Here is a 12,127-nt window from a genome sequence, read left to right on the forward strand (position 1 = left end):
AATATTATTATTGCCCACCACTTATTTAACTAATTAATTAATTACTACTCAATATTAATTGAAGTGGGAGAAGAACTAGAACTATTGCTACTAGGAATACTAGAACCTTGACGGAAATCGGCATAAAGGCGATCGCGCCAAGCGAAAAATGGTTCAAAAGTGATATTATCTGCTAATCCTGGGATACCTTTTCCTTTAAGAGGATCGGGAATATCAAGATAAGAACCTGCGGGGAATTTTAAGAGAATACTCAATCCTGCTACTGCCAAGTCAGCCAAAGTGGGACTATCTCCCGTGAGATACGGTTGATTTTGTAGAATCAAACAAAGTGCTTCTAAGTCTTGAGTTAAGCTTTTTTTAGCTTCTTTGACCGCATCTCCCCCAAAACCAACACCAGTACCCAAAACATCTAGTAACTCCCCAGGAATTGCACCTACGGCAGTTTTAACTATGTCGGGAGTGTTGGCTGGTAAAATTGAAGTGCGAAAGTTTTGATTTTGGTTTAAAGCACCAATAAAGGCTTTTCTTCCTTTCAAACCAATCGAAGCATCTGCCCATTCTTCTATCAGTAAGCATTGTCCTTTTGCTAAGGAATCTGTAGGAATAATCGGACGTTCGGGATATTTGCGTTCTAAGTAAAGAGCAATTTCGGTAGAGTCAGAAACATAAGTACTACCATCTTTAAGAACTGGTACTTGACGGCTACCAGATTTTTGCATTAATTCGATTTGTCCCACACCTGGGGTGACTTCGATTTTGCGGTATTCTAATTGTTTGTAATCTAGGATGAGGCGAGCTTTTTCTGAATACTGAGATAATTCAAATTGATATAGTTCTAGCATGAAGACTCCTTATTATGAGGATCGACTCTATAGGTAATTTACAGTTGTTAATGTAGCTTGTTTATGGGATCTAAAACATCGTTCTCTAGTCTAAAGACGGCTGTTAATATAGCTCAAAATCCTCTACATATCTTTATAAGTAAGGATCGGGGAAGCCGATCAACGCAAAATGCGAATAAATTCCAGAGGTAAACTATCGGTATCGGCAATAAAAGCAACCTCATAAATCCGATCGCCAATTTGTTGCTGTTCGGGTTTTAAAAGAATTTTTAAGGGTTCAATTTGTGCTTCGGCTGTTTCTAAGGCGATCGCATTTTTAGCTTTCAAGTCTTCTAGCCAGGTAGATAAGTCGCTCGTTACCTCAGTAAGGTCGAAAGAAAGGTGATAGTAGCCGACATAATGTTCGTCAGCAAAAGCATCAGGGGCGGGTTTTGGTTCGGGAATTTGAATCAGTTCAATCCTGCCTCCCAGCCCAGTCATCCAGCAAGCTAGAGTATATCCTGTGGTAAAGCGTTCTCGCACCGTAAAGCCCAGTTGTTCGTAAAAAGCGATCGCTTTGTGAATATCTGCGGTGCGTATTGAAGCATGATGCATTGTTCTGATAATGAATATTTAGTATTTGGTATTTAATATTTAATTTTGATTTATTCAAACAAGAAGCGGTAAGGATAGTGACGGGGAACTCCTGGCTCTTTTTCTAAAGTAAAATTAATTATTTCCCATTGGGGTTCGGCGTTTTCTTCAGAACTAAAGCCAATGGGCAAACCATAAAGTTTGGGGGATTTAAACTCGGAACTATCTCGCCAGGGATGGCTGCGTCCTAAATAGGAGCTAACTAAATCTCGATAGCGGTTGGCAATAATTACTTTTGTAGCGCGATAGCCTTCTGTGTATAAAGCATCTAAAGCTTCATGAATCTCAAAACGAATACCATCGGGGTGAGTATGTTGGCGATACCATTGTTCTTCCCAAAGTCGCCACCGTCTGCTAGAAGGTAAATGAACTAATTCTTTGATTTTGGGATCAGCCTCAAAAGCTCCGTGACGGTTGCATAAGTAAGTGTCTGTTAATGTAAGAGCAGGAATCAACTGTCGGCAATGAGGGCAAATTATTTCAGGGCCAAAAACAGGATATTGTAAAGCTAAATTCATAAAACAAAAAAATTATTCTTTTACCTTATAACACGGGTTACTCTAATCCAACTCAAATGTTTAGATATCATTCTCATAGGTGATTTGTAGATCGTGAATCAATTTCAAAACTTGTCTTGTTCCAACCCCGATTTATCTTTGACAACTTTTGTGGCAAATAATGCTACGGTAATAGGCGATGTTTCTTTAGCAGAAGGCTCTAGTGTTTGGTACGCAGCGGTAGTTAGGGGCGATGTTGAAAAAATAATTATCGGCAAATGCACTAATATTCAGGATGGGGCGGTATTGCATGGAGATCCTGGTAAGCCGACTGTTTTGGAAGATTATGTAACTGTCGGTCATCGAGCAGTAATTCATTCTGCATATATAGAAACGGGTTGTTTGATCGGCATCGGTGCAATTGTTTTAGATGGGGTTCGAGTGGGGGCGGGAAGCATTGTGGGGGCGGGAAGTGTAGTCACCAAAGATGTTCCCGCGCGATCGCTTGTGATGGGCATACCCGCACGCAAAATTAAAGAAATTGGCGAGAAACAAGCGGAAGAATTATGGGAACACGCCCGCAATTACCAACAATTAGCACGAGTCCATGCAGAAAAGAAAAATAATCAACCTCAATGAAAAGCACCGTTTTATTTGAACATCCCTTGGCATTATTGCCTGAAAAGCCCGAAAAATCGGCAATCTTGATAAGTAATGCTTTATTTTGGCAAGAAAAAGGGGAACAACGACAACTATTACTTCAGGATGTAGTCGGTGTATCTATGAGCGATCGAGAAGAATCTGAATTTCCTTGTTTATTAATACACGCCTATCCCTATCAAAAAAATTCGAGAGTATTAAAAGAATATTGTTTTACTTGTGCTAGTTTAGCAGGGCGATCGCTATGGCAACAAGCTATTAATAATGTTTTAGTCGGACAACCCATTGATGCAGTGGATCGACCGCGATATTTACAGGTAATTGTCAATCCTGTAAGTGGAAAGCAACGGGCCTTGAAAATCTTCGATCGCATTCGTCCTTTGTTCGATCATAGTTATTTGAACTATAGCGTAAAACAAACATCTAGTAGCAGGGATATTCAAGACTTTGTTAGCAATTTAGATTTGACTCAAGTAGATGGTTTAGTAATAGTTGGAGGAGATGGTACTGTCCACGATGCGATCGCGGGATTGATGAATCGTCTTGACTGGGAAAAAGCGATCCGTCTTCCTCTGGGGATTATTCCTGGAGGGACGGGGAATGGTTTGTCTAAGTCTTTATTAGAGTTTTCTGGAGAGATTTACGACCCTCTCAATGCTGCTTTTTTAATTGCTAAAGGTAAGCAACAAAGTTTGGATTTAGCTGCAATAAAACAGAATAATCGAAACTACTATAGTTGTCTTTCTTTGGCTTGGGGTTTAATTAGCGATGCTGATATTGAATCGGAAAAATTTAAGTTTTTAGGCTCCCTTAGATTTGATTTATATGGTTTATTTTTAATTTTACTGCTGCGTACTTATAAAGGAAAATTTTCTTTTATTCCCCATCCAGATTGTCACCAAAATCTTCAACAAACTACTAAAAGAAAAGGCGAATGGCACATAATTGAAGATGATTTTATCTTTTTATGGGCGATGAATGTTCCCTGGGCTGCCCACGATATGAATGTGACTCCCTATGCTAGATTAAATGATGGAGCGATCGATGTTTTGGTAATGCGCAAAGGAACATCTCGGTGGGAACTTTTAAACGCCTTATTGCTCTGCGGTAAAGGAAAACATCTTGATTTACCCCACATGGAATATTATAAAGTACGTTCTTTCTGTTTAGAACCATTGACTAAAAAAGGTATTTTAGTAGTTGATGGCGAACTGGTTAATTATTCCTCGGTAGAAATGCAAATAATGCCTAGTATGGTTTGTATTAATAATTAAAAATGCTTAAAATAATATTTGATGTAAATTAGAATTGAAAATTATATTTGACTAATTTACATCAAAATTGTTTTTTCCTCGGCATGAGAAATTTATTTTTTGTACTCTGGAGATTTAATAGTTTTTTAGTTTTTTATTTGCAGCTTATTCATCAATCAATATTTTTACTAAATGACAATTACTGGGCTGTTAAAAAAGTAAAAGTAAAATGTTTTTTATTGGTATTAGACATTAAGGATAAATCCAGGGTAGGATAAGTTGCCAAAAACATGTCAAATTCTGTTGTTAATTGAGAACCATTAATAGACTTGGCAAAAGTTTTTTCTGAACTAAGATTATAATTAGGAATATTAGCTTTTTTTCCAGAATAAGCATACCATTTACTATTTTTATTCACCATTATAGGTGAATAAGGTAGATACTTTTTGGTGTTACTAATATTTTCAGTTAAAACAGTTTCCGAATTACTATTTTGCTCAATTTCAGTTAAAACAGTTTCCGAATCAATATTTTGCTCGATAATTATATTTTCTGCTCTAACAGTTATTTGCACGCCAATACTAGTCGCACTAATTAATAGCAGCATTCCCAATAATGGTTTTAATTCGATTTTTTCAGTAAACATAAATTTTAATGCTCGATTGCCTTGTTGAACAACATTGCTGTATTCTGCATCCAATTAAAATAAATATCTCTACCTGCGGTTACTAGTTATCTGTGATCTCGATCTTAAATATTTAATTGTTTTGGGGAACTATATAAATATAGTTATTAAAAATCCCAATTAAGTATTAATTAATCATGGCATCTAAATATTCCGATCAAGCTAACTCAAGATTTGGTGAAATAATCATTACTACTTTAGAAGGTGTACCAGGTAAAGAGATAATCGAACATTTTGGATTGGTACAAGGAAGTACCATTCGTGCCAAACACGTTGGCAGAGATATTATGGCTGGGTTAAAAAATCTTGTGGGAGGAGAGTTAAAAGGATATACCGAACTATTACAAGAAGCTAGAAAAGAAGCGGTAGAAAGAATGCTCCAACAAGCAAATTTTGTGGGAGCTAATGCTGTAGTTAATGTTCGTTTTGCAACTTCTTCTGTAGCCCAAGGTGCGGCCGAACTTTTTGCTTATGGAACAGCGGTAAAGGTACAATAATTATGGATTTAATCTTTTTAGTAATATTGTTAGGTGTAGGCTATTTCGTAGGCAGTTATCTAGAAAAAAAACATTATCAAGATATTAAAAAAAGAGAACGTCAAACTCTGCACGTACCTGTAGTAACTTTTGGTGCTAAACAAGCAATTCCCCATGGTAATGAAGCTGCTCTTTTTTTAGGAAGTGTTGTGGTTTCTGCTGATTATTTTAAAATGTTTGCTTCTTCTTTACGTAACCTTGTCGGTGGTAGGGTAGTAGTCTATGAAAGCGTGCTAGATCGCGGGCGTAGAGAAGCTATTTTACGCATGAAAGAACAGGCAATTTCTTGGGGTGCAACTCAGGTGGTTAATGTTCGTCTAGAAACATCTACAGTAGGCAGTCAAAGTGGCGGAAAAGGACTAGCTGCTATTGAAGTGACTGCTTATGGTACGGGTATTCGTTAGGCAATTATAAAATCAATGGTATACAAACCGAAAGAGATTCCAGAGGGCGTTAATGTTACTTCCGTTCATCCTCTGGTTAATTTTGCCTATTTATTGGGTACGGTAGTAGTTTTTAGTGGATTGGTTTATCTAGGTTTGGGAGCGATCGCAACTCAGTTGGCGACTCGTATTTCTCCCGAATTGGAAGCAAAAATAGGTAGGGAATTAATATCTGATATTCCTCACCTCGATCGAGAATCTAATTCTCCAAAACAGCAATATTTAGAGGAGTTATTAACCTCTCTTCAGAAGTCTAATGTTAATAGTTATACCCCCTTGACTATTTATGTTCAAAAAAGCAAAATTTCTAATGCTGCAATTCTTCCTGGGGGACATATTATTATTACTACTACTTTACTAGAAGAAGCAGAGTCGGAAAATGAATTAGCGTTTGTGATTGCCCACGAATTGGGGCATCATATAGCAAGAGATCATCTCAAGGGATTAGGGCGATCGCTTGTTTTATTGACCGTAGCTAGTGTTTTGGGTGTCGGTGGCGGTAATGCAAATATTGTAGGTATTACAGGATCTTTAACCAATTTACACTACAGTCGCCAACAAGAGTCAACAGCGGATCTTTATGCTTTGTCAGCGATCGTCGATTATTACGGACACGGTGATGCTAGTTTAGATTTTTTCAATCGGATTCAAACTAAGAATAAGGATAAAAGAGGTGAGTTTTCTGCTTATTTTTCTACTCACCCTTTAACTCAAAAAAGAATCAATTATTTACATCAGTTTGCCAAGAAAAAAGGCTGGAAAATGAAGGGTGAAATTAAAAGCTTACCAAATAATATTTTTGATTAATTATTTAGCTTCCATCCAATTTTTACCCATATTAATATCTACTAATAAAGGAATGCTTAATTCAACGGCATTTTCCATTGTAGATTTAATCATAGGTTGCAATTCTGTCCACTCTTCAGGAGGTACTTCTAATACTAATTCATCGTGTACTTGAATTAATAAACGAGCTTGATAATCTTGTAGAATATTCTGTAGTTTGATCGTGGCAATTTTGATGATATCGGCACTCGAACCTTGAATGGGGGAATTGGCTGCTGCGCGCAATATTTGAGCATCAGTATAACTGTATTTCAAGCTGTCTAAATTGATCGCCTCGGGATTAATTCCACGTAATTCTTTGAGTTGATCGCTAATCAGGTTAACGTAACGTCTTCTACCGAGTATTGTAGTAACATAGCCTAAAGCGATCGCTTGTTTTTTGACGCTGTCTAGATATTGAAATACCAAAGCATATTTTTGACGATATTTATCGATAAATTCTTTGCCAATATCGGTTTTAAAACCAGATTCTCGCGAAAATCTTTGCGCCCCCATGCCATAGATAACACCGAAGTTAATTATCTTACCTAAGCGTCTTTCTTCTGAAGTTATATCTTCTTTTTCAAATAGTAATTGGGCGGTAACAGTATGAACATCTTTGTTATTTTGATAAGCATCTAATAACACTGGTTCTTGACTGAGATGAGCGAGAATTCTTAGTTCGATTTGAGAATAGTCGGCTGCTACTAATAGCCATCCTGATTGTGGAAGAAAAGCCTGTCTTATTTGACGAGAAAATTCAGTACGGATGGGAATATTTTGCAGATTGGGGTTGGAAGACGATAATCTCCCCGTAGCTACTACGGTTTGATTAAAATTAGTGTGTACTCTGTTGGTTGACTTCCTAACTAGTGCGGGTAAGGCATCGACATAAGTTGATTTTAGTTTAGCTAGGGTGCGATATTCCAGCATATTATCGATTACTGGATGATCTCCTTTAAGCTTTTCCAATACTTGTTGATTTGTAGAATAGCCCGTCTTAGTTTTACGCGACTTTTTTACATCTAATCCTAGTTTCTCAAATAAGATTACGCTTAATTGTTTGGGCGAACTAAGATTAAATTCTTCTCCTGCTGCTGTATAGATATCTCGTTCTAATTTTTGCAGATCCTTATTTAGTTTTTGGGAAAATTGCTGTAAGTATTCAATGTCTAAACTAATACCAGTTTCTTCCATGATTGCTAATACTGGTTCTAGAGGCTGTTCGACTTCTAACAGTAGTTTTGATAACTGGGGATAGTTACTTAATTCTGCTTTTAGTTTATCTGTTAAATAATAGGCAGCATAACAATCTAGTCCGCAATAATCAGCAGCAACCAGAATATCTAAATCGGCAATAGTTTGCTTTTTAGAAAGCCCCAACTCTTTATAACTTTTAGCCTTAATTCCTAATTCATAACGCTCGGATAAATCTCCTAAATTATGAGTCATTTCGGGATTGAGTACATAACTAGCTAACATGGTGTCAAATACTACTCCAGATAACTTAATTCCCTGATGGTGTAATACCAGGCGATCAAATTTGGCATTCTGCAAACTTTTAGGATATTTAACGTCTTCTAATATTGGTTTGAGGCTAGATAATACTAATTCTTTAGCTAGCTGTTTTCCTACTTGATGATTAATGGGAATATAGGCAATGTCACTATCTTTATTACCCCAGCAACAACCAATTCCCACTAACTCTGCTAGATGAGTTTCTAAGGAAGTTGTTTCCATATCCCACGCCACAGGTTTATTAGTATTTATTTGTTTTTTGAGGGTGGAAATTAATTGTTTTAATTTAGTTTCTGTATCGATAATTTGCGTATTGAGTTGGGGAGTAAATATTTCTACAGGCTTTTCTTTTGGTTCGGTTTCAGTAGGATCGGCAAATAAAGATAGTTGTCCGTTATCTGGCTGTTTACGATCTCTTTTAGGTTTAGAATCTTCAATTTCAGCTTCGCCACCCAATTTTAACTGTAATTTGCTCAGATTATCAATGGTTTTTTTAAGCTCCAACTGTTTGAGTATGGGCAATACTTCTTGTTCCCCAAACCCTACTAACTTACAGTTATCTAAATCTATTTTAACAGGACAATTTAACTCGATCTGAGCTAAAAATCGAGAATGTAGGGCATCTTCTTTTCCTGTCTCTAATCTCTTCTTCGTCGCACCTTTTATCTTATCAATATTTTCATAGACTTCTTCGAGGGTAGGGTACTCATTCAACAGCTTAACCGCCGTCTTATCCCCGATGCCTTTTATCCCAGGAATGCAATCAGACTTATCCCCACAAAAAGCTTTATAGTCAACAATTTGTTCGGGAGTTACCCCCATTTTCTCAACTACTCCAGCGCGATCAAATTCTGTATAGTTGCGCGCTGTCTTCTTAAAAGTTTGGTTGTGCAGATACAAAACACTAATATCTCGTTCGTCATCTACCAACTGAAACAAATCGCGATCGCCACTAACGATTTTGACGCGATAGCCCTCATCACTCGCCCTAGTAGCAATAGTACCCAAAACATCATCCGCTTCGTATCCTGGCTGGGTAGCAATAGTTAGATTGAATGCCGTCAATAACTGTTGTAAGTTAATCATATCGGGAATAAAATCCTCGGGTGTTTCCGTGCGATCGCTTTTATAATTCTCATCAGCTTCGTGTCGGAAAGTTGGTTCTCCCAAATCGAAAGCGATCGCCATAAATTGGGGTGATTCTATTTCTAATAACTGCAATAAAGAATTTAAAAATCCAAAACAAATACTGGTGGGAATTCCTGTTGACGTTATCAAAGGTCCTCGACGAGAATTACTTAAAGCATAGTAAGCACGAAATGCTAAAGAATGACCGTCAACCAAAATTAAGAGAGGTTTTGTATTATTAGAAGTCGTTAATTCAGTTACAACAGATGAGGGCATAAAGTTTAGTTTCAATCGAAAAAGTATCTTAAAGTTAAGTCAATATTTCAGTTAACAAATGTCTGTAAACATTAGTAAACATATCTTGTTTTCTCAAAATAGCAGTGCTAGTTTATTAACAGGTACAGAGAAGCACACCAATCTTCTTTCAAAACGCAGATGACCGTAAGTACCTCCTAGCGGGAGTCTACACAATAATTCATTCCATAGATGTCAGGTAAAAAATAGGTGCATTATTCTTAGTTATTATGACTGAATCGAACGGTTAATAACATTAAGAAAATCACAATCTTAGCCAGAAGTGGCGTGTTACCAGATCTAAATACTTAATTTAATTATTGTGCCATAGTTGTCAACATATTAGTAAGAACTTTATTGAACACTCTACTATCAAATTCAACTCTACAGGATACGACTTTGGGAAGTCTTATTAAGTTTACAAGTTTGCCAGATAAAGACAGGAGAGGAATTGTTTAAAGGCTAGTTAGTTCGATTACGTCTTTAAAAAACCAAGGAGGTTTATTAAATACTAGCCCCGTCCTCTCCACCCAATAACCCTTCTCTTAATTTAATATTTTACAGAATGCGATTCATGATAAAAGATGTCATGGTCGTTTTTTGGTGTTTTTGTGACCGATGGGCGATCGCTTTAAAATGAAATAAAATTCAGATTGCAGCTAGAAGAGTCGGAAGTAATCAAGATTCTTGACGATTTGGCTGGCTATATCTCGTATTTCTCAGAGAAAGTCACAGAAGACAATCTTCATCAAAAATTTATCCTTGTGACAATATACTTAGTGAAATAATCACAAATAGTGGTGTTTATCTGGTCAAATATACTTACAATGTTACTAAAAACATAATTAACATAGCTCTATTTTAAATATCAGGTAGCTACGATGAATAAAAAATCCATATATACCGCCCTTGTTAGTTGCGCGATCGCATTTTCCGCTACGCCTCTTCAAGCAGAAGAAAATTCTCACCAAAACTCTGCCAAAAATATCTTTGTCTGTGCTACGCAGGGAGATATACCAACTATGTTTGCTTATACACCAGGAGAAGTAAATTTAACTCCTTTGATGAGTTGGCATGCTGAATATTTGCTGCCAGGACAATCGGGTCAAGAAATTTGTCAGCAAACCGCAACTAAATTACAGGCTTCTATCGAACAAAAAGAAGAAAAATTTCTCAAAGCTTATACAGAAAAACAAAGTAAAAGTAATCTTGTCTGTCTCGTAGGAGAAGCAGAAGAAACTTGTGCTTCCGAAGAAAGCGAACAACTTTTCAGAGTCAATCCTAATTATAATCCTGGCTGCGTTTTGAGCAATAAAAAGCCTATAGATTGCGCAGCTTTAAATGTTAGAGGTATTTATAGCTATAACGAACAGCCGTATCAACCATTATGGTGGCCTTGGTAAAACACTCTTTCGTAATTAATATTAATGTTTTTTGGTTTTCTAGGTTATTTCATTAGTTTAATAAACTTCGGATAGATAATCTAACCATTAAGTGCAATATCTCAGTAAAAGCATGTACATATAATTTCAGTGCGTCAATGCCCTTTGTAAAAAAGTCCCCCGTTCTATTTAGCATCTCGACCGCTCTAAATATTTTATTTCCTTTTATTGGCGATCAAGTAAAAGCCGAGACGATCTCCAATAAAAAAGCTGACGCACTACTAACAATAACAGCCGAAAACCCCAAACAAATAGAGGGGATAGAGTCTCATCCAGCTAATCTCATGGTTAATGGCACTATTCCCATCGCGATCGAATCATCAGCTGATTCAGAAAAAGGAAGCCCCGCTTTGCGCCGTCAACCAACAGGAGGAGAAAGATTTGAGCCCAAAAGAATACCTTTGCGAATTCCGTTACCCAAGCAACCCTATCGAGCATCCCCTAGTATAACCGTGATTAATCCCTCTGCTTATGGTGCATCTTGGGGAAGTTTTGGAATTGGTTTTGGATTTCAAGAGCGAGCGCGCTTTATAGATCGATCGGATGGGGTAATTGGTTTGGGCTTTGGTGTGGGCAATCCCCAAAAAAATGTAGGAGCGCAAATAGGAGTCAGTTTGGTTGATGTGAGTTCTCTATTTCGCGATGGTGCAATCAATGTCAAGTTGCACCGCCGTTTACCCCAAGATTTTTCGGTGGCTTTAGGGGTACAAGGCATAACCACCTGGGGAGATACCGACGGAGGATCTTCTGTGTATGGAGTAACTACCAAAAGGTTTAAGCTCCGTAAAGATAGAACCAAACCCTTTAGTGAAGTATATACCACTTTAGGATTGGGGGGAGGACAGTTTCGCTCTGAGTCAGATATCAATAATGGCAATGAAACAGTGGGAGTATTTGGCAGTGTGGCAGTGAAAATCATCGAACCAGTAGGCTTTGTAACTGAATGGACTGGTCAAGATTTGACCCTTGGCTTACCACTGGTTTTGTTTAGAAGATTACCCTTGGTAATTGTACCTGCTGTTACTGACGTTACGGGTACAGCTGGAGATGGAACAAGGTTTGTTGTGGGTGTTGGTTACAGTTTTTCATTTTAAACATACGGATATTATTTGAGGCGGATATAAAACATGAAATTATTTCAATTACCCATCAAAATAGCTTTAATCTTGACTTGGTTTTCGATCGCAACAATTCCCGTTCGTTCTCAAACGGGTAATATGTCTGATATTACGATGCCAAATCCTGGAGAAATTACCCCAGACACTCCTGATGATGTAGAAACTCCCACAGAGCCAGTTGCTGAAGGAGCTGAAGGAGATGTAGAAACTCCCACAGAGCCAGTTGCTGAAGGAGCTGAAGGAGATGTAGAAA

13 protein-coding genes are annotated in these 12,127 nt (G+C 37.4%); 8 read left to right on the forward strand and 5 right to left on the reverse strand.

Annotated elements, in window-relative coordinates; all coding sequences use genetic code 11:
• Positions 1 to 44: 44 nt before the first annotated feature.
• From I4641_RS07050 to I4641_RS07060, 3 genes are all read right to left on the reverse strand, one after another.
• Positions 45 to 842, reverse strand: a complete 798-nt coding sequence (locus I4641_RS07050) for a glutathione S-transferase (protein ID WP_229639772.1) — start codon at positions 840 to 842, stop codon at positions 45 to 47.
• Between the two features lie 159 nt (positions 843 to 1,001).
• Positions 1,002 to 1,436 (reverse strand): VOC family protein, encoded by a 435-nt coding sequence (locus I4641_RS07055; RefSeq protein WP_229639773.1) that lies wholly within the window; start codon positions 1,434 to 1,436, stop codon positions 1,002 to 1,004.
• Positions 1,437 to 1,486: 50 nt separating this feature from the next.
• Positions 1,487 to 1,993: a TIGR02652 family protein gene (locus I4641_RS07060; RefSeq protein WP_229639774.1), complete on the reverse strand. Its 507-nt coding sequence runs from the start codon at positions 1,991 to 1,993 to the stop codon at positions 1,487 to 1,489.
• A 93-nt stretch (positions 1,994 to 2,086) separates the two neighbouring features.
• Here I4641_RS07060 and I4641_RS07065 point away from each other — a divergent pair, with 93 nt between their 5' ends.
• Positions 2,087 to 2,611 (forward strand): gamma carbonic anhydrase family protein, encoded by a 525-nt coding sequence (locus I4641_RS07065; protein WP_229639775.1) that lies wholly within the window; start codon positions 2,087 to 2,089, stop codon positions 2,609 to 2,611.
• Positions 2,608 to 3,906: a diacylglycerol kinase family protein gene (locus tag I4641_RS07070; protein WP_229639776.1), complete on the forward strand. Its 1,299-nt coding sequence runs from the start codon at positions 2,608 to 2,610 to the stop codon at positions 3,904 to 3,906. Before I4641_RS07065 ends, I4641_RS07070 begins: the two co-directional genes overlap by 4 nt.
• Before the next feature lie 178 nt (positions 3,907 to 4,084).
• On the opposite strand, the gene I4641_RS07075 is transcribed toward I4641_RS07070, so the two are convergent.
• Positions 4,085 to 4,531 (reverse strand): hypothetical protein, encoded by a 447-nt coding sequence (locus tag I4641_RS07075; RefSeq protein WP_229639777.1) that lies wholly within the window; start codon positions 4,529 to 4,531, stop codon positions 4,085 to 4,087.
• A 176-nt stretch (positions 4,532 to 4,707) separates the two neighbouring features.
• Between I4641_RS07075 and I4641_RS07080 the strand changes: the two genes are divergently transcribed.
• Genes I4641_RS07080 through I4641_RS07090 form a run of 3 tightly spaced genes read left to right on the forward strand, consistent with a single transcriptional unit; the run spans position 4,708 to position 6,356 of the window.
• Positions 4,708 to 5,067 (forward strand): YbjQ family protein, encoded by a 360-nt coding sequence (locus I4641_RS07080; RefSeq protein ID WP_229639778.1) that lies wholly within the window; start codon positions 4,708 to 4,710, stop codon positions 5,065 to 5,067.
• 2 nt (positions 5,068 to 5,069) lie between these two features.
• Positions 5,070 to 5,510 carry a YbjQ family protein gene (locus I4641_RS07085; RefSeq protein ID WP_229639779.1) on the forward strand — a complete coding sequence of 147 codons (441 nt, stop codon included), beginning with the start codon at positions 5,070 to 5,072 and terminating at the stop codon, positions 5,508 to 5,510.
• A 15-nt stretch (positions 5,511 to 5,525) separates the two neighbouring features.
• Positions 5,526 to 6,356 (forward strand): M48 family metallopeptidase, encoded by an 831-nt coding sequence (locus tag I4641_RS07090; protein ID WP_229639780.1) that lies wholly within the window; start codon positions 5,526 to 5,528, stop codon positions 6,354 to 6,356.
• Here I4641_RS07090 and polA read toward each other — a convergent pair whose 3' ends face one another.
• Positions 6,357 to 9,296 (reverse strand): DNA polymerase I, encoded by a 2,940-nt coding sequence (gene polA, locus I4641_RS07095; protein ID WP_229639781.1) that lies wholly within the window; start codon positions 9,294 to 9,296, stop codon positions 6,357 to 6,359.
• Between the two features lie 899 nt (positions 9,297 to 10,195).
• On the opposite strand from polA, the gene I4641_RS07100 reads away from it, so the two are divergent.
• From I4641_RS07100 to I4641_RS07110, 3 genes are all read left to right on the forward strand, one after another.
• A complete protein-coding gene (locus tag I4641_RS07100) occupies positions 10,196 to 10,717 on the forward strand; it encodes a COP23 domain-containing protein (protein WP_229639782.1) in 522 nt (173 codons plus the stop codon).
• A 137-nt stretch (positions 10,718 to 10,854) separates the two neighbouring features.
• The gene (locus I4641_RS07105; RefSeq protein ID WP_229639783.1) at positions 10,855 to 11,850 is read left to right on the forward strand and encodes a hypothetical protein; all 996 of its coding nucleotides are present in this window, start codon (positions 10,855 to 10,857) and stop codon (positions 11,848 to 11,850) included.
• Between the two features lie 33 nt (positions 11,851 to 11,883).
• The coding region (locus tag I4641_RS07110) for a hypothetical protein (protein ID WP_229639784.1) at positions 11,884 to 12,127 on the forward strand (244 nt) is incomplete at its 3' end.

Source organism: Waterburya agarophytonicola KI4 (genome assembly GCF_020640915.1).
GTDB lineage: Bacteria > Cyanobacteriota > Cyanobacteriia > Cyanobacteriales > Xenococcaceae > Waterburya > Waterburya agarophytonicola.